19 protein-coding genes are annotated in these 19,023 nt (G+C 69.9%); 1 reads left to right on the forward strand and 18 read right to left on the reverse strand.

The genetic code is table 11. The features are described from left to right. Nucleotides 1–90 precede the first annotated feature (90 nt). The 8 genes from ACIBL3_RS18455 to ACIBL3_RS18490 form a co-directional block, all read right to left on the reverse strand. Nucleotides 91–1,176, reverse strand: coding sequence for a Gfo/Idh/MocA family protein (locus ACIBL3_RS18455; RefSeq protein ID WP_396354605.1), 1,086 nt, complete (start codon nt 1,174–1,176; stop codon nt 91–93). A 29-nt stretch (nt 1,177–1,205) separates the two neighbouring features. Continuing rightward, entirely contained in the window at nt 1,206–3,977 is a 2,772-nt protein-coding gene (locus ACIBL3_RS18460) for a carboxypeptidase regulatory-like domain-containing protein (RefSeq protein WP_396354606.1), read from the reverse strand. An 88-nt stretch (nt 3,978–4,065) separates the two neighbouring features. Then, nucleotides 4,066–5,154, reverse strand: a complete 1,089-nt coding sequence (gene aroB, locus ACIBL3_RS18465) for a 3-dehydroquinate synthase (protein WP_396354607.1) — start codon at nt 5,152–5,154, stop codon at nt 4,066–4,068. Beyond that, nucleotides 5,151–5,648 carry a shikimate kinase gene (locus ACIBL3_RS18470; protein ID WP_396354608.1) on the reverse strand — a complete coding sequence of 166 codons (498 nt, stop codon included), beginning with the start codon at nt 5,646–5,648 and terminating at the stop codon, nt 5,151–5,153. Before ACIBL3_RS18470 ends, aroB begins: the two co-directional genes overlap by 4 nt. Next, on the reverse strand, nt 5,645–6,850 hold the full coding sequence (gene aroC, locus ACIBL3_RS18475) for a chorismate synthase (protein ID WP_396354609.1): 1,206 nt from the start codon (nt 6,848–6,850) through the stop codon (nt 5,645–5,647). Before aroC ends, ACIBL3_RS18470 begins: the two co-directional genes overlap by 4 nt. Before the next feature lie 43 nt (nt 6,851–6,893). Then, nucleotides 6,894–7,313 carry a type II toxin-antitoxin system VapC family toxin gene (locus ACIBL3_RS18480; RefSeq protein WP_396354610.1) on the reverse strand — a complete coding sequence of 140 codons (420 nt, stop codon included), beginning with the start codon at nt 7,311–7,313 and terminating at the stop codon, nt 6,894–6,896. After that, the gene (locus ACIBL3_RS18485) at nt 7,310–7,576 is read right to left on the reverse strand and encodes a type II toxin-antitoxin system Phd/YefM family antitoxin (RefSeq protein WP_396354611.1); all 267 of its coding nucleotides are present in this window, start codon (nt 7,574–7,576) and stop codon (nt 7,310–7,312) included. Before ACIBL3_RS18485 ends, ACIBL3_RS18480 begins: the two co-directional genes overlap by 4 nt. Before the next feature lie 57 nt (nt 7,577–7,633). Further along, the gene (locus tag ACIBL3_RS18490; protein ID WP_396354612.1) at nt 7,634–7,846 is read right to left on the reverse strand and encodes a hypothetical protein; all 213 of its coding nucleotides are present in this window, start codon (nt 7,844–7,846) and stop codon (nt 7,634–7,636) included. 112 nt (nt 7,847–7,958) lie between these two features. On the opposite strand from ACIBL3_RS18490, the gene ACIBL3_RS18495 reads away from it, so the two are divergent. After that, nucleotides 7,959–9,080 (forward strand): ADP-ribosylglycohydrolase family protein, encoded by a 1,122-nt coding sequence (locus ACIBL3_RS18495; protein ID WP_396354613.1) that lies wholly within the window; start codon nt 7,959–7,961, stop codon nt 9,078–9,080. 93 nt (nt 9,081–9,173) lie between these two features. Here ACIBL3_RS18495 and ACIBL3_RS18500 read toward each other — a convergent pair whose 3' ends face one another. From ACIBL3_RS18500 to ACIBL3_RS18545, 10 genes are all read right to left on the reverse strand, one after another. Further along, on the reverse strand, nt 9,174–9,881 hold the full coding sequence (locus ACIBL3_RS18500) for a prepilin peptidase (RefSeq protein ID WP_396354614.1): 708 nt from the start codon (nt 9,879–9,881) through the stop codon (nt 9,174–9,176). A gap of 32 nt (nt 9,882–9,913) precedes the next feature. Further along, nucleotides 9,914–10,957: a DUF2330 domain-containing protein gene (locus ACIBL3_RS18505; protein WP_396354615.1), complete on the reverse strand. Its 1,044-nt coding sequence runs from the start codon at nt 10,955–10,957 to the stop codon at nt 9,914–9,916. Nucleotides 10,958–10,970: 13 nt separating this feature from the next. After that, nucleotides 10,971–11,660: a BBE domain-containing protein gene (locus ACIBL3_RS18510; RefSeq protein WP_396354616.1), complete on the reverse strand. Its 690-nt coding sequence runs from the start codon at nt 11,658–11,660 to the stop codon at nt 10,971–10,973. A 288-nt stretch (nt 11,661–11,948) separates the two neighbouring features. Continuing rightward, the gene (locus ACIBL3_RS18515) at nt 11,949–12,773 is read right to left on the reverse strand and encodes a shikimate dehydrogenase (protein WP_396354617.1); all 825 of its coding nucleotides are present in this window, start codon (nt 12,771–12,773) and stop codon (nt 11,949–11,951) included. Next, entirely contained in the window at nt 12,773–13,969 is a 1,197-nt protein-coding gene (gene mltG, locus ACIBL3_RS18520) for an endolytic transglycosylase MltG (RefSeq protein WP_396354618.1), read from the reverse strand. Before mltG ends, ACIBL3_RS18515 begins: the two co-directional genes overlap by 1 nt. Beyond that, nucleotides 13,966–14,424, reverse strand: coding sequence for a Holliday junction resolvase RuvX (gene ruvX, locus ACIBL3_RS18525; protein WP_396354619.1), 459 nt, complete (start codon nt 14,422–14,424; stop codon nt 13,966–13,968). The genes mltG and ruvX overlap by 4 nt, the downstream gene beginning before the upstream one ends. A gap of 10 nt (nt 14,425–14,434) precedes the next feature. Continuing rightward, entirely contained in the window at nt 14,435–17,104 is a 2,670-nt protein-coding gene (gene alaS / locus ACIBL3_RS18530) for an alanine--tRNA ligase (RefSeq protein ID WP_396354620.1), read from the reverse strand. 5 nt (nt 17,105–17,109) lie between these two features. Beyond that, the gene (locus ACIBL3_RS18535; protein WP_396354621.1) at nt 17,110–17,382 is read right to left on the reverse strand and encodes a DUF6167 family protein; all 273 of its coding nucleotides are present in this window, start codon (nt 17,380–17,382) and stop codon (nt 17,110–17,112) included. Then, nucleotides 17,379–17,801, reverse strand: a complete 423-nt coding sequence (locus ACIBL3_RS18540) for a DUF948 domain-containing protein (RefSeq protein WP_396354622.1) — start codon at nt 17,799–17,801, stop codon at nt 17,379–17,381. Before ACIBL3_RS18540 ends, ACIBL3_RS18535 begins: the two co-directional genes overlap by 4 nt. Before the next feature lie 248 nt (nt 17,802–18,049). Next, on the reverse strand, nt 18,050–18,814 hold the full coding sequence (locus tag ACIBL3_RS18545) for a hypothetical protein (RefSeq protein WP_396354623.1): 765 nt from the start codon (nt 18,812–18,814) through the stop codon (nt 18,050–18,052). Nucleotides 18,815–19,023 lie beyond the last annotated feature (209 nt).

Raw genomic sequence — 19,023 nt, forward strand, 5'->3', positions numbered from 1 at the left:
GTGCGGGGGGTGTAGGCGGTAGGCGCAGGTCGGCTTGGAGGAGGCATCGGGCCGGGTCAGCGGCTCGGTGACATCCGCTTCAACAGATAGTCAGGACCAGGGAGCTCCGGGGCCGCCCATCCGCCGGGCGTACTCGGAACCCTGGGCCAACTCGCCCCGCCGGACCGGCTTGTCCGTGAAGGCCGAGGCGTAGATCGCGGCCGCGAGCTCGATCGTGTTCCGGGCCTCGGCCAGCGGCACGGGCGCCGCCTTGCCTGCGGTCAGCGCGTCCAGGACGGCGTTGAGCTGAGCAGTGTGCCCACTCGGCACCTCGGGAAGTCCGTTGGCCCACGCCTCGCCGACCAAGTCCTGGTCGGGTGCGGGCGTGACCGTCCAGTTCTCGTTCTTGTAGCCGTACAGGTGCTCCAGCTCGACCGTCGCGTTCTCGTAGTCGAAGCGGAGCTCGGAGGTCTGCCGCGGCGAGACCAGCGAGTTCACGACCGACGCCACCGCGCCGTTCTCGAAGGTGACCAGCGCCATCGAGACGTCCTCGGTCTTGGTCGGCCGGGCCTGCCGGGCCGCGATCGCGGTGACCTTCTCCCACGGGCCGAGGATCGACAGCAGCAGGTCGAACTGGTGGATCCCGTGACCCATCGTCGGACCTCCGCCCTCGACCTCGAAGGTCCCGCGCCACGGCATCGCGAAGTACTCGTCGTCCCGGTACCAGACCGTGTTGCACAGGGCAACCAACGGCCGCCCGAGCACTCCGTCGGCGGCGAGCTCACGCAGCCGCACCGCACCCGACCCCAAACGGTGCTGGAAGATGCAGACGACCTGCGCGGACGACGCCCGCTCGGCCTCCAGCAGTTCGTCGAGCTCGTCCAGCGACAACGTCGGCGGCTTCTCCGTCAGTACGTCGACATTCGCCGCGAGGCACTCGGCGGCCAACGGCACGTGCGAGCTCGGCGGCGTACACAGGTGCACCAGGTCGACCTCGCCGGCCGCGAGCAGCTCGGTCAGGCTCGAGTACACCGCGGGGATGTCCCACTTGGTCGCGAACGCCTGCGCCCGGTCGAGGTCGACGTCGACCGCACCGACGAGCTGGGCACGGTCCGCACAGGCCACCACCGCTCCGGCGTGGGCGTTGGCGATCCCGCCGGTGCCGACGATCGCGATCCGGTACTTGCTGTCAGACATGAAGGCCCTTTCAGGAGGCGGTGTCGATGTCAGATGCCGTAGGAGATGCGTACGTCGTCGACGTACGCGCTGCCGTAGTTGGAGCTGTTGGCGTAGAAGGCGATCCCGGCCAGCGCGGGCATCGCAGTCCGGAACGGCTGATCGTCGCTGATCTGCGTTCCGTCGATGAACAGGTCGAACCGCTGGTTGACCGTGTCGACGACGAGCCGGACGTCGTACCAGCGGCCGAGCTCGTAGGTGCCGACTGTGCGTGCGGTCGAGCCTTCGTACGCGATGATGTTGCCCTTGTCGAAGGCGACGCTGACCGCCGCCGTGCCGCTCTCGTTGTAGAGGTACGGCAGGCCGAACCAGTTGCTCCCGGACACGTACGGCTGGTCGCGCATCACGCGCGCCTCGACGGTCACCAGCCCACGCAGCGGGGTGGCGAACACCTGGGAGATCCCGGTCCCCGCCGTACCTCCGGTGTTGGCCGAGCGGGCGAGCCGAACGCTCCGGTCCGCCGCCGACGGGACCTCGGCGACGTCGACCGCGTTGCCGGTCGCACTCACCGTCCAGCCACTGGTTCCGTTCGGCAGCGCACCAGACGGCAGAGCGTCGAAGTCATGCGCCTGCTGCTCGTCGCGCACCGGGTCCGCCAGCAGGAACGCACCGGCGTCGGCAGCGGCCGCAGGCAGCACCGCCACCCCGGACCGCTCGACGGTCTGGTGTCCGCTGAGCTCCGCCACCACGGTGTAACCACTGCCCATCGGCACATCCGGCACGGCAAAGCCACCGTCCGCACCTGACTGAGCCGTGCCGACGAGCTCGCCGCCGGACCGCACAGTGATCGAGGCCCCCGGCAAAGCCTGAGCTCGTTGGTCGAGCACCCGGCCGGTGATCGACCCATCGGTGTCCTGCAGGCCGATGGTCAGGTCCTGCCTGCTCGTGTCACCCCGGCGTACGGCGACAGTCGCGCTGCCCGCGTCGTAGCCGTCCTTGCTAGCGGTGACCGTGGCAACCGTGCCGAACGGCAGCCCCTCGAGCCGATAGAAGCCGCCTGTCTCGGTCGTCGCACGATGGGACCCGGCAGCGACGGTCGCCCCCTCGACCGGATGACCGAACTGGTCGCGGACGAACCCGTTGACCGACTCCCACGTCTGCTGCTGCGGTGTCCGGTACTCGAAGGCGCCCAGGTCGGGCAGTCCCTGGTAGAGCGCCGTACCGGCGTAGTCCCGTCCACCGTTGTCCGCGATCGCCGCCGCCGTACCGACTGCGATCGATCCCGACGTCGGCACCAGCGCCAACGCCCGGTCCAGCCGCGGGCCGCTCTCCTCGGTGCCGTACGGACCGGTCAGCGACGCCTTGAACAGCGGATCGCCTTGCAGAGCCCGACGATCGGACGACGGTACGGCGAGGGTCGCGCCGGCGTACAGGTTGTTGTCGTAGCTGATCGTCGGGCTCGTGGTCAGCGAGGCGCCTGCCCGAGTCGAGTACAGGATGTTGTTGCGGATCTCGTACGTCGCGGCCAGCGAACTGCCGTAGCCGTAGATCAGATGCTCGCTGCGATCGCTGTAGATCGTGTTGTTGTAGACCTTCGCGGTCGCGGCCCGGTCGGAGTGCAGGTAGATCTGGTAGCGCGAGTTGCCGGCGATGGTGTTGTACCGGATCACCGTGTCGCCGAACGAGAACTGGCAGATCAGGATCCCGTCGCCGTTGTGGTGGACGAAGTTGTACTGCACCACGATCCGGGTGGTCGCCTTGTCCGGGTCGATCGCGTTGGAGTCGGCGCCGCCGGCCTTCTGCTGGGTCTCGTAGACCTCGTTGTGCTGGATCACCACGTCGTCGGCGTAGTACGCCTCGATGCCGGACGTGCCGGCCCGGTAGACCACGTTGCCCTCGACCAGCCCGCCGCGGACGTCGGTCAGGTACATCCCGTTGCAGGCGTAGTCGTTGCCGTCCTGCTGGATGAAGTTGTTGCGGATGACGACGTTCGTGTGCGGGGTGAACCGGGGGTCGGTGGCGTTCGCCCGCTCACCCCAGCCGGTCTGCACTGCGCCCTCGGACGAGCCGGTGTGCTGCTTGACGATGATCCCGGCGAACGACGTGCGCTTGACCGACGAGTTCTGCACCAGGATGTCGTTGAGGACGGTCGCCGTACCGGGGTTCGCAAGATCGGCGACGGTGCCGCGGAAGACGATGCCGCCGGTGTTCTTGGAGCGGTCCCAGCCGGTCTGGAAGGTGACGCCGGGCTTGTTGCCGGCCGGGTCGCCGCCGATCCAGTTCACCTCGCCGGTGACGTCGTGGACGTCCACGCCGTCGACGACGAAGTGGTTGAGGGTGCCGCCCGCGTCGCCGGCCACCTCGATGCCGCGGAGATCGCGCAGGTTGGTCCCGGGCTCGCCGGTCAGCGGTTTGGCGTTGGTGACCTCGAGGTTGCGGATCTCCCAGTCGTGCTGGTTGAACAACCGAACCGTCTCGGCGACCTCACCGGCGCCGTGGATCGCGGGCTTCGCACCTGGACCGTACTTGTCGATCACGATCGGCCGGCCGGTCGCGCCGGAACCCTTCGGCCAGAGTTGGCCGCCCCAGCTCTGACCGGCGCGGAGCAGGATCCGGTCCCCCGGCTCGAAGGTCGTGTCGTTGACCTTCTGCAGGCTGCGCCAGGCGCGATCGGGCGCGGTGCCCTTCGCGTCGTCGGAGCCGTGGACGGCGTCGACGTAGTACTTGGTGCCGCCGCTCTCCAGCGCGGCCGCGCTGGGCGGCAGCAGTCCTACCCCGAGCAACACCACGCCCAGCAGGGCGCGCCCCAGCCTCTTGCCCATCGGAAAGCCCTTTCCACGATGTCTCCCGACATCTTGGAGGGGTTTCCACCGGTGAACAAGAGCCGGTCCAGCAGGTGACCGGATCCGGTCAGCTGACTTCGGCGTACGCCGCGACCAGCAGGCCGGGGTCGGGGGCCTCGAAGATCGCGGGCTTGGCGAGGCCGTCGAGGACGACGAAGCGGAGGCGGTCGGCGCGGGTCTTCTTGTCCAGCTTCATCGCGTCCTGCAGGTGCGGCCAGGCGTCGGCGCGGTACTTCACCGGCAGCCCCAGCGTCTCCAGTACGGCGCGGTGCCGGTCGGCGGTCGCGTCGTCGAGACGACCGGCCGCGCGGGCCAGCTCGGCGACGAACACCATGCCGATGCTGATCGCGGCGCCGTGCCGCCATTTGTACCGCTCGACCCGCTCGATCGCGTGGCCGAGGGTGTGGCCGTAGTTCAGCGCCTCCCGGCCGATCCGGCCACCGGCTGCTGTGGTCCGCTCCCGCAGGTCCGCGCCGACGGTGTCCGCCTTGACCTGGATCGCGCGCGCGATCAGCTCCTCGGTGGCGTCGTACTCCGGGCTCGAGGCGCCGGCCGGGTCCTTCTCGACCAAGTCGAGGATCACCGGGTCCGCGATGAAACCGCACTTCACCACTTCGGCCAGACCGCTGACGTAGTCGTTGCGCGGCAGCGTCTCCAGCGCGGCCAGGTCGCACAGCACGCCGGCCGGCTCCCAGAACGCGCCGACCAGGTTCTTGCCCTCGGCGGTGTTGATGCCCGTCTTGCCGCCGACCGCCGCGTCGACCATGCCGAGCAGCGTGGTCGGGATGTGCACGACCTTCACCCCGCGCAGCCAGGTCGCGGCGACGAACCCGGCCAGGTCCGTCGTCGTCCCGCCGCCGACGCTCACGATCGCGTCCGACCGGGTGAACCCGGCCTGCCCGAGCACGGACCAGCAGTACGCCAGCACCTCCGCGGTCTTGGCCTCCTCGGCGTCCGGGATCTCGATCGCGTGCGCGGTGTACCCGCCGGCGGTGAGGTCGTCGCGGATCGCGTCCCCGCTGGTCCGCAGCGCCCGCGGGTGGATCACGGCGACCCGCTGAACACCCTCACCGAGCAACCCGGGCAGCTCCCCGAGCAGATTGTTGCCGATCACAACGTCGTACGGCGCCGCCGCGGCCACGCGAATCCGGTTCATCCGAGGTGCTCCAGGATCTCGTCGGCGATCTCGTCCGGGGTGCGGTTGTCGGTCTGCACGGTCAGCTTGGCGACCTCGGCGTACAGCGGCCGGCGCGCCTCCATCAGGTTGCGCAGCTGGGTGCGGACGTTGCCGAGCAGCAGCGGGCGCGCGACACCGAGCCCGACGCGCTTGGCCGCCTCGCCGAGGCTGACGTCCAGGAAGACCACGTTGTGCCCGGCCAGGTCGGCGCGGGTGTCCGGGTCGAGGATCGCGCCGCCGCCGAGCGACAGCACGTCGTCGTCCTGCAGCGCGGCGACGATGGCAGCCCGCTCGAGAGCCCGGAAGTGCGGCTCACCGTGGTCGACGAAGATGTCCGAGATCGGCTTGCCGGCCTCCGCCTCGATGTCGGTGTCGGTGTCGCGGTGCCGCACGCCGAGCCGCTCGGCCAGCAGTGCCGCGATCGTCGACTTCCCCGACCCTGGCGGACCGACCAGGACGACAACCGGGCTCACAGCTCCGCCCACTCCCGCGGCGTGATGGTCGACGGCAGGTTCGCCAGGTACGCCTTGTGGTTGCGGGACGACTCCGCGACCGAGTCGCCACCGAACTTCTCCAGCGCGACCTCGGCCAGCACCAGCGCCACCATCGCCTCGGCGACGATGCCCGCAGCCGGTACGGCGCACACGTCGGAGCGCTGGTGGTGCGCGGCCGCAGCCTCGCCGGTGGTGGTGTCGATCGTGCGGAGCGCCCGCGGCACGGTCGCGATCGGCTTCATCGCCGCCCGCACCCGCAGCGTCTCACCGGTGCTCATGCCGCCCTCGGTGCCGCCGGAGCGCGCGCTGGCCCGCCGGACCACGCCGTCCTCGGCGACGATCTCGTCGTGCGCCTTCGACCCCGGCGTCCGGGCCAGCTCGAACCCGTCGCCGAGCTCGACGCCCTTGATCGCCTGAATGCCCATCAGCGCGCCGGCCAGCTTCGAGTCCAGCCGCCGGTCCCAGTGCACGTAGCTGCCGAGGCCGGGCGGAAGCCCGTCCACGACCACCTCGACGACGCCGCCGAGCGTGTCACCGGCCTTCTGCGCGGTGTCGATCTCGGCCACCATCGCCTTGCTCGCGTCCGCGTCCAGGCAGCGCACCGGGTCCGCGTCCAGCTTCGCGACGTCGCCGTACGCCGGGATCACGCCGTACGGCGCCTTGACCGTGCCGAGCTCGACCACGTGGCTGACGACGGTCACGCCGTACGCCTGGTTGAGGAAGCGGGCCGCGATCTCGCCGAGCGCGACCCGTGCCGCGGTCTCGCGGGCACTGGCCCGCTCGAGCACCGGGCGCGCCTCGTCGAAGCCGTACTTCTGCATGCCGGCCAGGTCGGCGTGACCGGGGCGCGGGCGGGTCAGCGGCGCGTTCCGGGCCAGGTCGGCCAGCGTCTCCGGGTCGACCGGGTCGGGCGCCATCACCTGCTCCCACTTCGGCCACTCGGTGTTGCCGACCTGGATCGCGATCGGGCTGCCCAGCGACAGCCCGTGCCGGAACCCGCCGACGAACGTCACCTCGTCCCGCTCGAACTTCATCCGGGCGCCGCGGCCGTACCCCAGCCGACGACGAGCCAGGGCGTCGGCCACGTCGTCCGTGGTGACCTTGACGCCTGCGGGAAGACCTTCGAGTACGGCGACGAGCGCTTGTCCGTGCGACTCGCCGGCGGTAAGCCAGCGCAGCATGCCCCGATTCTTCCACGCACGTCCCACCGCCCGGACCCCGGTCTCACTGGGCAGCGAGCTCGAACGGGTTGAGCAGCCGCACACCGGTCCGCGCCACATCTGCGACGTTGCCGGTGACGAGCGTCCAGTCGTACGCCAAGGCGGTCGCGGCCAGTAGCCCGTCCACCAGGGGCAGCGGTGAGCGAGCGTTGAGCCGGCCCCACGTCTCGGCGACCTCCACGGTCACCGGGATGATGCGATCGCCGTATCCCTTGACCAGCCGCTGGGTCCACTCGTCGATCCCCCTGGCTTGCGCCTGATCGCGCGTCGCGAGTCGCTCGATCCCCTGCCGGAGCTCGCCGACCACCAGCACACTCAGATAAAGGTCACTCGACCGCACCGAGCTGATCCAGCCCGAGGCTCCGGCGTGCGGAGCCTTCTTCCGGAACTCAGACACCACGTTGGTGTCGAGCAGGTAGTTCACTCGAAATCGACCTGCCGCACCGGAGTGTCCGAGCGCTCGATCTCGAGCACGGTCAGGTCGGGCGCCGAGGCCAGGAAGTCCTTGAAATCAACCACCAGTTCCGCTCCCGTCATTCGCCGATAGTCCACGATGTCCAGCACGACGGCGACCTCACGGCCGTGCTTCGTCACGAACTGCGGACCGTCGGCATGCACGGCCCGGATCAGCTCGCTGAAATGTTGTTTCGCCTCTTGCAGCTGCCATTGCCCCGCGATCGCCATCATCCATCACCTCGCGGAACAGTCTAGACAGACTGGACAGAATTCTCCAGCGCGGAGGAATTACCGGCGGCGCAGGCAGGCGTGGGAGGTGTCGGAGGAGAGGGCGTCGCGGAACGAGAGGACGACGTCGAAGGTCTTGCCGAGGGTGGATTCCGTGCAGCCCGTCGATGCGTGGGCGGCCTGGGCGCCGGCGATGGCGGCGCCGGTGAGGGCCGCGGTGGCGAGCCCGGCGGCGGCGATGCGCCCGGCGGTACGGCGGAATGCGGTGGTCATCATGTGCTCCTTTCGCTCTCCCAACGACCGTAGGAGCGATCGGCTGCGCGCGAACTGGCGCTGGAACCCGTCTTCGGGGTAGCGCTGACACCACCGTCGATAGGGTCGTGGCATGAACCGGGCTGCGGAGGAGACGTGGCGGGCGCGGATTCGCGGCTGCCTGCTGGGTGGGGCGATCGGCGACGCGCTGGGGGCTCCGGTCGAGTTCGACAGCGGGCGGTCGATCGTTGCCGCGCACCCCGATCGGCTACGGACCTTCGTGTCCGGCTCGGCCGGCTGGCCGCCCGGGACGATCACCGATGACACCCAGATGACGCTGTTCACGATCGAAGGACTCATCCGGGCCGGTGTGCGGACCGACCGCGGGATCGGCTTCACGGTGGCCGTCGTCCACCACGCCTACGACCGTTGGCTGGACACGCAGACACTGCCGGGTCCGAGCGGTGAACGCGACGGCTGGTTGCAGGGCGAGCAATGGCTGTACGCGCGCCGCGCGCCCGGCAACACCTGCCTCAGCGCGCTGACAACGGCTCGCAAGGGCGAACCCAAGATCGAGCAGTTCGGGGCGCCGGCCGAGAACGACTCGAAGGGCTGCGGCGGGGTGATGCGGGTGGCGCCGTTCGGGCTGCTCCCGTCGACGTGGTTCGAACGCGACTGGGTGTTCGACGCGGCCGCCGACGCCGCCGGCTACACACACGGCCACCCGACCGGCAAGCTCGCCTCCGGTGCGCTGGCCGTCATCGTCCGCGAGATCTGTGAAGGCGCCGACCTGAACACCGCCCTGGACGCGGCCGCCGCCGTGCTCACCCAGCGACCCCGCCACGAGGAGACCAGTGCGGCGCTCGCAGCCGCCCGCAAACTCGCGGCGACAGCACCCGGCCACGGACCGGTGACTGTCGAGCAACTGGGCGGCGGCTGGGTCGCCGAGGAGGCGCTCGCCATCGGCGTCTACGCGGCCCTGGCCTACCCAGAGCCCGAGCAGTTCCTGGATGCGCTGGCGCTGTCCGTCACCCACACCGGCGACAGCGACTCCACCGGCGCGATCTGCGGGAACATCCTGGGCGCCCTCCACGGCGAGACGGCGCTGCCGCCAGAGCTCGTCTTCGCCATCGAGGGCCGGCCAGTGATCCTCGAGCTGGCCGACGACTTCGCCCTGGAGTTCACCAAACCCAGCCGGCTGCACGGCGACTACAACCCCGACCGCAGGTGGCGGACCCGCTACCCCGGCTGGTGACCCTCGATCGACAGCTTGTGCCGGAAGGTGTTGCGCGCTGGACAGCAGCGCGGCCGGTGCCTTGGGCAACAACTCCGACGGTTGTCGCCCGCGCTATCCGACGTACAACTCCGCGAGTGGTCCACCGAGGACGACGCCGCCCAGCGCGCCGATCAGCATGAACGGACCGAACGGGACCATCTGCTTGCGGGTCATCACCTTGGTCACGATCAACGCGATCCCGACGACCGCGCCGAGGAAGAAGCCGCCGTACAGGCCGGTGATGAACTCGCCCCAGCCCAGCCAGCCGAGCGCGAGCCCGAGCAAGCCGGACAGCCGCACGTCACCGAAGCCGACGCCGCGCGGGAACACGAACCACAGCACGTAGAACACGACGAACCCGATCGCGCCCGCGATCACCGCGCGCCGCAACGAGCCCCACTCCCCCGACACCATGGCCGCGCCTAGCAGCGCGAGCCCAACGAGAACGTACGACGGCCAGATGATCGCCGACGGCAAGTACCGCGTCCGCGCGTCGATGTACCCGAGCACGGCGCCCGACACAGCGAGCAGCAGCCAGGCGACCAGCACCGGGGTCGTCCCGAGCATCCAGCCGAGAAGCCCCCCGGACACGGCCGCCAGGAGACCACACCAGTACGCCGCCCGCCGCCCGGCCAGGTCCGCGTACGGGATCTTGGTCTCGCCCTCGTCCAGCGACGGCTCGGGGATCCGCCGCATCAGCCACGGGCCGAGCAGGTACGCCGCGGGACCGCAGAGGGCCACACCGGCCCCTGCGGCGAGCAACGCGTTCTCAGCCGGCACGATCCAGGAGCCTAGACGATTTCCGCGGACTGCTACGCGCGGCCTGTGGACGACCGCCGTACCAGGATCCTGGCGATGACCGCCGCGGCGACGCCGAGCAGCAGCGGGCCGCCCAGCAGGATGCCGACCGTGCTCCACAGGCCGTCGTTGACCGTGACGTACCTGACGCGTTGGAACTCCTCGTCCGTCGCGGCCCGCTGGAAGACGAAGTCGTCGGTGATCCGGCCCGGCTCGTCGTACTCGGCCGTGTAGGCGGTCAGGTAGTTGGCCGGCGCCGGCAACGCCTCGTCCTCGACGCGACCGGCGTACAGGAGCTCCGGCTTCACGGCCGCGTCCGGCAGTTGGGTCGCGTCGACGCGATGCTCGGCAGCGACGTACACAGTGACCGTCTGGTCGGACGTCGCGCCTTTGCTGAGCCGCATCGGGTAGACGATCCGCTCCGAAGCGAAGGTCAGCTTCAGCGGCGGGGTCGCCCCGCTCATGCTCTCGCCCGGCTGCTTCGGCGCGAGCTTCACCGCGACGATCTCCCACTTCTCGGCCAGGTACGGCGTGAGGTTCGCGGCCAGCGTGGGCGGTACGACGTACGCGTTCGAGCGCAGCCAGTCGATCACCGCGGCGCCACTGGTGCCGGTCAGGCGAACGACCTCGAACGGCCCGAGCACCATCTGCTCCCGCACGTTCACCCCGCTGCTGGGAGCCGCGGCGCCGGCGCCGTCACGGCCGCTCCCCATGATGCCGAGGTCCCGGAACGGCCAGTACGTCTTGCGCCTCTCGACCCGCTCCCGGGTCATCCACTGCAGCCGGTTGAACAGCGCCTGCTCGCCGAGCTCGACCTTGGCCTCGGACGGCACCGGCATGATCCAGGCCGCCTTCTTCGACGACCCGTTGATCGCCATCGACAGCGTGATCTCCTCGGTGCCGCCCACGTGGCGGACCAGCGCGTTCTCGCCGTACGCCCGAGCTCGCGACTCCTGGTCGGGCAGGTAGCCGCCGCACGCGCAGGCCCACGCAGGCGTCACCCCAGCCGCAACGAACCCGAGAGCCAGCACACCCGCGACGCCCCGCCAAAACCTCATGGGCGGAGACTAGCTAGACAAGGGTGTACAGCGTGCGGAAGAAGTTGGCCGGGTCGTACTTCTTCTTGACTGTGCGCAGGCGGGCCAGGCTGGCGCCGTAGTAGGTGCTGACCGAGCGGCCGTTCTCGACGTAGTTCACGTAGCCGCCGGCGGAGTACTTCCTGACCGCGCGATGGCCGTTGGTGATGAAGGTCTGCGCGGTTCGGCCCTGGGCGGACGAGTACCACTGGATCACGCCGAGCGCCGACCGCCAGGCCCAGGACGATCCGCCGCTCGGCTGCTTGGCCGCCTGCCCGCCGAGCGGGTCGATGATCGCCGACGCCGGCGTCTTGGCCCGCGCCGCCGCCTTCACTGCCCCGAGCAGCGCGGTGATCGTCGCCGCGTCCATCGGGCCCTTCAGTACGTCGGAACCCGCCTGGAATCCGGTCCGCGGGCTGGTCGTCCCGCCACCGAGGTACCGGACCGCCTCCATATGGGTCTTGACCGTGATCGACCGCGTCGACGCCTTGGCCCCGACGAACGACTCCAACTGCGCGGCCGCGGCCGCCGCGTTGCCGGTGGTGGAGATGCCAAGCACGTGGATCGACAGCGTTCCGTTGCTGCGGGCATCGATGTGCAGATTGCCCCAGGAGGTGATCGGCGCCGACTGGGCGAACTTCTGCCAGCCGCGCACGACCGCCGCCGCCCGGGTGTGGATGCCCATCCCGCCGCCCAGCGAGAGCCCGGCGACCCCGACGGTCGGGCAGGTGCCGGTCGGCAGCGGGTGGCGTTCGCGGCCTTCACCACACCGGCCGGCTGGACCGAGTCCCAGCGCGGGTTGAACAGCTGGTGCGAGGCGGCGTAGCCGGAGCTCGACGGCAGGTACAGCCGGCCCTTGAGCGAGCGGGAGAAGCTGTTCCAGTTCGGCGCCGCGGCCGCGGGCTTGGTGTCGGAGCAGCTCGTCAGCGCTCCGGCAGTGACGACAACTCCTGCCCTCAGCAGTGTGCGGCGGTCAAACTGGCCCACGATCGTCGAGCTCCTCACGGGCGGCGGTCCTCATGGCCGCCAGGGGCGCCGGCGACCTACCGGTCATCATCTCCACCTGGAGGGTCGCCTGATGCACGAGGAGATCAAGACCGTTCAACAGCTCTGTACCGATTCGGTGCGCCGCGATCGCGAGCCCGGTCGGCCACGGGTGGTACGCGACGTCGAACACCACCGGCGCGACGCCGGCGAAGTGCTCGGCCCACGGGTCGACGGCGCCGCCGGGCAGCGTCGAGATGCACAGGTCGAACCCGCCGATCTGCTCGACCTGCGAGAAGTCCGCGACCGACGTCTTCAGGCCCAGCTCGGCGGCCAAATCCAGCAGCCGCTCGGCCCTGGAGATGTCCCGGACGACGACCGTCACCTCGCTGACCTTCAAGCCACGCAAGGCCGCCAGCGTGGACGCGGCGGTCGCCCCGCCGCCCAGCACGACGGCGGAGTCGGCGGCGGTGATCCCGCGCTCGGCGAAGGCGTTCACCAGCCCGGGTACGTCGGTGTTGTGCGCCGACCGGGATCCGTCCGGCTCGAACAGCATCGTGTTCGCGGCGCCGATCAACTCCGCGACCGGATCGACCGTGTCCACCAGATCCAGCGCGACCCGCTTCAGCGGCATCGTCAGCGACAGACCACGGACGTCGTCCCCGAGCGACGCGACGAACCCGCGCAACTCGTCCTCGCCGACCTCGAAAGCGTCGTACTGCCAATCCAGCCCGAGCGCGGCATACGCCGCCCGATGCATCGCCGGCGACAACGAATGCGCAATCGGCGACCCCAGAACCAAACAACGGGTCATCAGCAGCGGCCCTTGTGGGACTGGCACCAGGCCTTCAGTTTGTCCACGTTGGCGTCGTGCTCGGCCTTGGTGCTGGCGAAGGCGGTCTCACCGGTGTCCAGGTTGATCAGGGTGAAGTACAGCCACGTGCCCTGGGCGGGGTTGAGCGCCGCGCGCAACGTGTCCTTGGTGGGCGAGTTGATCGGCGTCGGCGGCAGGCCCTTCACCTTGTACGTGTTGTACGGCGAGTCCATGTCGCGCTGCTCCGGCGTGGTGAACACACCGCCGTCCCGCCCGACCACGTAGTGGATGGTCGAGTCCATCTGCAGCCGCATGCCGGCCCGCATCCGGTTGTAGATCACCCGCGACACCTTGGCGTAGTCCTGCGGGCGGTTCGTCTCCGCGCCGATGATGCTGGCCACGATCACCGCCTGGTACGGGTCCAGCTTCTTGCGCTTGGCCGTCCCCGCCAGGTCCAGTTCGGCCGCGGTCGCCGCGTACTTCGCCGTCATCATCTTGATGATCGTGTACGCCGTCGCGCCCTTCGACACGTCGTACGTGCCCGGGTACAGGAAGCCCTCGGCGTTGTTGTGCGAGTACGCCGGCAGACCCAGCGAAGCCGGCTTCGACAACGCGGTCGCGGCCGCGCCGGCGGGCAGCTTCAGCTTCGGCGACTTCTGCAGCGTCTCGCTGACCTCGGCCTTGGTCAGGCCGGCCCGGAACCCGATCCGGGTGACCAGGATCGACTTGCCGGTGTCCAGCATCAGCTCGAGCGCGGCCTTGGCCGACATCTCCTTGCGCAGCGTGTAGGTGCCGGCCTGCAGCTGGCGCGAACGCGGGTCGTCCCGGGCCGCCCGCTCGAACGCCTTGGCGCTCTTCACCACGCCCTTCTTCTCCAGCGTGTCCGCGATCGCCTGCGCGCTCTGGCCCTGGGTGATCTCGACCACGACCGACCCTTTGCCGGCGCCCTGGAAGTCGGGGGCGGCGAACATCTGCTCCAGCGCGTCCCGGCCCTTGCCGAAGCCGATCACGGCTCCGGCCACCAGCGCGCCGACGACGACCAGCGAGATCAGGCCGGCGAAGCAGCCGAACCCGCGGCGGGCCCGGGCCTTGCGGCGGCTCGCGCGGCGATCGACCCGGCTCTCCGGCCGCAGCCCGAGGCCGGTGCTCAGATCGTCACCATCCGTCACGTCGTCGTCCACCGGTGTTCTGTTCACAGAGGCCTCCCGGGTGGGTTCCCAGTCTCGCGCTCCACGTCGAGAGCGTGTTGCAGAATCACGACCGCCGCGGCCTGGTCGACCACGGCCCGCCGCTTGGAGCCCTTCTTTCCCCGTTCCCGCAGCATTCGTTCGGCCGTGACCGTGGTGAACCGCTCGTCCACCAGGCGCACCGCCGTCCCCGAGTTGCCCTCCTGCACCTTAGCCCGCACCAGCTCCGCCGTTTCCCGGATCTTCACCGCGGCCGGTCCTTCGCCCCCGGACAGCGAGCGCGGCAGGCCGACCACGATCTCGACCGCCTCCAGTTCGGCGGCGAGTGCGGCGATCCTATCCAGATCTCCGGGCCCCCGGCGGATCGTCTCCACCGGGGTGGCCAGGATTCCGTGCGGATCGCTGCTGGCGACGCCGATCCGGACGTCGCCGATGTCGAGCGCAATCCGCACACCAGATCTCATCAGGAACGCATCAACCCGTCACGAGCTGGCCGATGGTGTGCTCGACCGCGGACAGCGCGTCGTCGGCGCCCGCCGGGTCGGTGCCGCCGCCTTGCGCGACGTCGTCCTTGCCGCCACCGCGGCCGCCCAGCTTCTCGGCCGCGACCCGGACCAGGTCACCGGCCTTCAGCCGCCACTCGCGCGCGGTGTCGTTGAGCGCGATCACCACACCGGGCTTGCCGTCGTTCACGCTCAGTACGGCGACCACGGCCGGTTTGTCGGCCGCCATGCGGCCGCGGACGTCGAGGGCCAGCTTGCGCAGGTCCCCGCCGTTCACACCGTCCGGTGCGCGATGACCGACGTACTGGACCCCGAAGACGTCCTTCGGGTTCGCGGACAGCTCGGCGGCGGCCGCCAGCACCTGGCCGGCGCGCACCCGCTCGAGCTCCTTCTCCGCGACCCGCAGCCGCTCGGCCAGGTCGGCCACCTTCGCGGGCAGCTCCTCGGGCCGGGCCTTCAGGTTCTCGCTCAGCAGCCGGACGAGCGCGCGCTCCTTGCCGAGGTAGCGCAGCGCCTCCATGCCGACGAACGCCTCGAGCCGGCGAACACCGGCGCCGACCGACGACTCACCGGTCACGGTCAGCGCACCGACCTGGGACGAGTGCTTCACGTGCGTGCCACCGCAGAGCTCACGCGACCACGGGCCACCGATCTCCACGACCCGGACCTGCTCGTCGTACGTCTCGCCGAACAGCGCCAGCGCGCCCCAGTCCCGGGCCTCCGGCAACGTCATGTACTGCGCCGAGACCGGCAGGTCCTGGCGGACGGCCAGGTTCGCGACCTCTTCGATCTCGGACCGGGTCGCCTGGTCCAGCGCCGACGACCAAGCGAAGTCGAGCCGCAGGTACCCGGGCTTGTTGTACGAACCGCTCTGCAACGCGTTCGGGCCGAGCACCTGCCGCAGCGCCGCGTGCACGACGTGCGTGCCGGAGTGCGCCTGGCACGCGGACACCCGCCACTCGTGGTCGACCTCGGCGTGCACGTCCAGGCCTGGCGTCAGGACACCCTCGACGACCTCGACCTTGTGCACGATCAGGCCCTTGACCGGCTTCTGTACGTCGAGCACCTTGAGCTTCACGCCGTCGGCGACGATCAGGCCCTCGTCGGCGATCTGGCCGCCGGACTCCGCGTAGAACGGGGTCTTCTCCAGCACCACCTCGACGGTCTCGCCCTGCTCGGCGGCCGGCGCGACCACGCCCTCGCGCAGCACACCGCGGACCTGCGAGTCGGTCGCCAGCTCCTGGTAACCGGTGAACTCGGTGACGCCCTTCTCGCGCAGCTCCCGGTAGCCCGAGGTGTCCGCGTGACCGGCCTTCTTCGCCCGCGCGTCCGCCTTGGCCCGCTCGCGCTGTTCCTTCATCAGCGCCTTGAAGCCCTCGGTGTCCACGTTCAGGCCCTGCTCGGCGGCCATCTCGATGGTCAGGTCGATCGGGAAGCCGTAGGTGTCGTGCAGCTGGAACGCCTTCGCGCCCTCCAGCTGGTGCGCGCCGCCGGCCTTGGTGTCGCGGACCGCGATGTCGAAGATGCTGGTGCCGGCCGTGAGGGTCCGGCGGAAGGCCTCTTCCTCGGCGTAGGCGACCTGGCTGATCCGGCCGAAGTCGGACTCCAGCTCCGGGTAGGACTTCGTCATCTGCTCCAGGCTGACCGGCAGCAGCTCGACCAGGCTCGGGTCCTCGTAGCCGAGCAGGCGCATCGAGCGGATCGCGCGGCGGAGCAGCCGGCGCAGCACGTAGCCGCCCTGCTCGTTGCCCGGGTTCACGCCGTCGCCGATCAGCATCAGCGCGCTGCGGACGTGGTCGGCCACCACCCGGAACCGCACGTCGTCGGTGTGATCGGCGCCGTACTTGCGGCCGCTCAGCTCGGACGCCTTCTCGATCACCGGGTAGATCTCGTCGATCTCGTACATGTTGTCGACGCCCTGCAGCAGGTAGGCCACCCGCTCCAGGCCGAGACCGGTGTCGATGTTCTTCTTCGGCAGCTCGCCGAGGATCGGGTAGCCCTCCTTGCCGCCACCCTCACCGCGGATGTTCTGCATGAAGACCAGGTTCCAGAACTCCAGGTAGCGGTCGCCCGCCTCCCAGTCCCGGTCGGCGCCGAACTCCGGGCCGCGGTCGATCAGGATCTCCGAGCACGGGCCGCACGGGCCCGGGATGCCCATCGACCAGAAGTTGTCCTTCATGCCGAGCCGGACGATCCGGTCGTCGGGCAGGCCGGCGACCCGCTTCCACAGGTCGATCGCCTCGTCGTCCTCGTAGTACACCGAGGCGTACAGCACCGACTCGTCGAAGCCGTAGCCGCCGTCGTTCTGGGACCGGGTGACCAGGTCCCAGGCGTACTCGATCGCCTTCTCCTTGAAGTAGTCGCCGAAGGAGAAGTTGCCGTTCATCTGGAAGAACGTGCCGTGCCGGGTGGTCTTGCCGACCTCGTCGATGTCGAGGGTCCGGACGCACTTCTGCACACTGGTCGCCCGCGAGTACGGCGGCGTCTGCTGGCCGACGAAGTACGGCACGAACTGGGCCATGCCGGCCACGTTGAACAGCAGGTTCGGGTCCGGCGACGGCAGCGGCGCACTCGGCACCACGGTGTGGCCGCGGTCCTCGAAGTACTGCAGGAACCGCCGCCTGATCTCACTGGTTTCCATGGGTGTTACCGGTAGTCCTCACGCGTGTCTGCAGGGTGGTTTGGGGTGGGGCCGGAGGCAGGGCGCTGCGTGTCGATGCCGAGCGCGTCGCGCAGCTCGGTCTCCCGTTCGGCCATGCCTTCGCGCACCTCGTCGCCGAAGTGCCGGATCGCGGCGGCCACCTTGGCCGCGGACTCCTGCAGGCTCTCCGGGGCGAGCACCTGGGCGCGCTTCTTCAGCCGGGTCACGGCGTACACACCGACCACGATGCCGATGGTCAGCCAGAAGATCCGCTTCATCGGACGTCACCCCGCTTGCGTGCCTTGCGCTCCGCCTTCATCTCTTCCTTCACTCGCCGGGTGACGTCCTTGCGCTGGCTGTCGCCGAGCGCCTTGCGGACGCCGTACGAGAACGCGGCCGCCTTCACCAGCGGGCCGCCGGCGGTCGCCGAGAACAGCGACATCAGGGCCGCCGCGTTCGTGGTCACCGTGGTCGCGTTGTCGGTGATGGTGTCGACCTTGGCCAACTGGGCGTTGGTCGTGGTCACGGTGGTGGTCACCTCGCCGAGCAGTGGGATGCTCGAGTCGGAGACGCCCTTGACCATGATCCGGGTCTCGTCGAACACCTTGCCCAGCTTCAGGATCGGATAGGCCAGCAGACCCACCAGGATGAGCAGCGCGCAGGCGGCTATCAGCCCCGCGACTTCACCGACGCTCATGGGAAACGATCCACCTTCCGTTGCGGCCTCGCGGACCGCCCGACCTTATCGCGCGGCCATACCTCAGTCCGCTCCAGGACACCATCCCTCAGATCACAGTCGCTCACCAAACCAACAGACCGGGTGGATCGACGGTCTCACCCGGGCCCGGCCGGGCAACTCCCTGGTGTCACCCAGCCGGGCTCGGCTACGTCGCGGGCGTCACCATGCACGCAGGGCTGTGCAGGTGGCGCCGCGACGTGGCACTGTCACCCGGTCGGGCTCAGCTCGATGAGCCCCGTTGGAAGCGGGATCGGGAGCAGGCTCGGGCTCGTGGTGGTCTTGGTGGGTTTGCCCGGTTTGGTGGGTTTGCCCGGCGTCGGCTTGGTCGCTGTCGGGCTCGGAGTCGGCGCCGGCGCGGTGGTTTGCGTCGGGGTCGGCGCCGGCGCGGTGGACTGCGTCGGGCTCGGCGACGGCTGCGACGTACTGGACGCGGTCGGGCTCGGTGCCGTCGTGGAGGGACTGCTCGGTGCCGTCGTCGTTGACTGTGTGGGCGACGTCGGAGCCGTCCACGGCGGTGCCGGCGCGGCCGGTGTCGTGGACCCCTGAGTCGCCGGGAACCACTCGGTGACCGGGTCAGACGTCCGCGAGCCCGACCGGGACGGCTCTTGCGTCCGCGCGCCCTCGGTCGGAGTGGTCGTCGCCTCGTCGGGCGAGCTGCCGAAGGGCTTCCCGACCGGCGGTCTCGTCGTCGTACCGTCGTTCGAGATCGTGTTCTGGGACTCCGTCGGGGCCGGCGGCGGGGAGGTGGTGGTCGCCGTCTCGCGGCCGCCGAACGGGACGACGAAGAGCAGGCCGACCAGCGCCAGCGCGCTCGCGACGAGGGCGCTGAGCTTGCCGACGGGCGGGCCGCCGTACCGGCCGATCGGTCCGCGGACCGGTTGGCCGTCCTGGTCGACCCAGAAGGCCCAGCCGGCCGGTGGACTCGGCCAGGAGCGATCGGGTGTGAAGTTCTTCGGCGGGCGCCACCGCACATTTGGCGGTTCCGGCCAACCGGGGGGCGGGTTGAACTGCCTCAAAACCAAACCTTTCACCCCCAGGCCGATAGGCAGCCTACCCACCTGACCGTTTGAATCAACCTGCACCCCCAACTCTGGAGGGTTCTGCGGGCGACCCTGGAGGGATTTACCCCCGCAGGTCTCGAAAACCCTCCGACATCGTGGCCGATGTGCCGGATGGCGGG

This window comes from Kribbella sp. NPDC050124 (assembly GCF_044460355.1).
Lineage (GTDB): Bacteria > Actinomycetota > Actinomycetes > Propionibacteriales > Kribbellaceae > Kribbella.

What these genes read in the sequence shown, in the direction of transcription:
- ACIBL3_RS18455 (WP_396354605.1), bottom strand. Translation starts at nt 1,176, where the DNA reads ATGTCTGACAGCAAGTACCGGATCGCGATCGTCGGCACCGGCGGGATC.
- ACIBL3_RS18460 (WP_396354606.1), bottom strand. Translation starts at nt 3,977, where the DNA reads ATGGGCAAGAGGCTGGGGCGCGCCCTGCTGGGCGTGGTGTTGCTCGGG.
- aroB (WP_396354607.1), bottom strand. Translation starts at nt 5,154, where the DNA reads ATGAACCGGATTCGCGTGGCCGCGGCGGCGCCGTACGACGTTGTGATC.
- aroC (WP_396354609.1), bottom strand. Translation starts at nt 6,850, where the DNA reads ATGCTGCGCTGGCTTACCGCCGGCGAGTCGCACGGACAAGCGCTCGTC.
- ACIBL3_RS18485 (WP_396354611.1), bottom strand. Translation starts at nt 7,576, where the DNA reads ATGATGGCGATCGCGGGGCAATGGCAGCTGCAAGAGGCGAAACAACAT.
- ACIBL3_RS18490 (WP_396354612.1), bottom strand. Translation starts at nt 7,846, where the DNA reads ATGACCACCGCATTCCGCCGTACCGCCGGGCGCATCGCCGCCGCCGGG.
- ACIBL3_RS18495 (WP_396354613.1), top strand. Translation starts at nt 7,959, where the DNA reads ATGAACCGGGCTGCGGAGGAGACGTGGCGGGCGCGGATTCGCGGCTGC.
- ACIBL3_RS18505 (WP_396354615.1), bottom strand. Translation starts at nt 10,957, where the DNA reads ATGAGGTTTTGGCGGGGCGTCGCGGGTGTGCTGGCTCTCGGGTTCGTT.
- ACIBL3_RS18510 (WP_396354616.1), bottom strand. Translation starts at nt 11,660, where the DNA reads ATGGGCATCCACACCCGGGCGGCGGCGGTCGTGCGCGGCTGGCAGAAG.
- ACIBL3_RS18515 (WP_396354617.1), bottom strand. Translation starts at nt 12,773, where the DNA reads ATGACCCGTTGTTTGGTTCTGGGGTCGCCGATTGCGCATTCGTTGTCG.
- ruvX (WP_396354619.1), bottom strand. Translation starts at nt 14,424, where the DNA reads ATGAGATCTGGTGTGCGGATTGCGCTCGACATCGGCGACGTCCGGATC.
- alaS (WP_396354620.1), bottom strand. Translation starts at nt 17,104, where the DNA reads ATGGAAACCAGTGAGATCAGGCGGCGGTTCCTGCAGTACTTCGAGGAC.
- ACIBL3_RS18535 (WP_396354621.1), bottom strand. Translation starts at nt 17,382, where the DNA reads ATGAAGCGGATCTTCTGGCTGACCATCGGCATCGTGGTCGGTGTGTAC.
- ACIBL3_RS18540 (WP_396354622.1), bottom strand. Translation starts at nt 17,801, where the DNA reads ATGAGCGTCGGTGAAGTCGCGGGGCTGATAGCCGCCTGCGCGCTGCTC.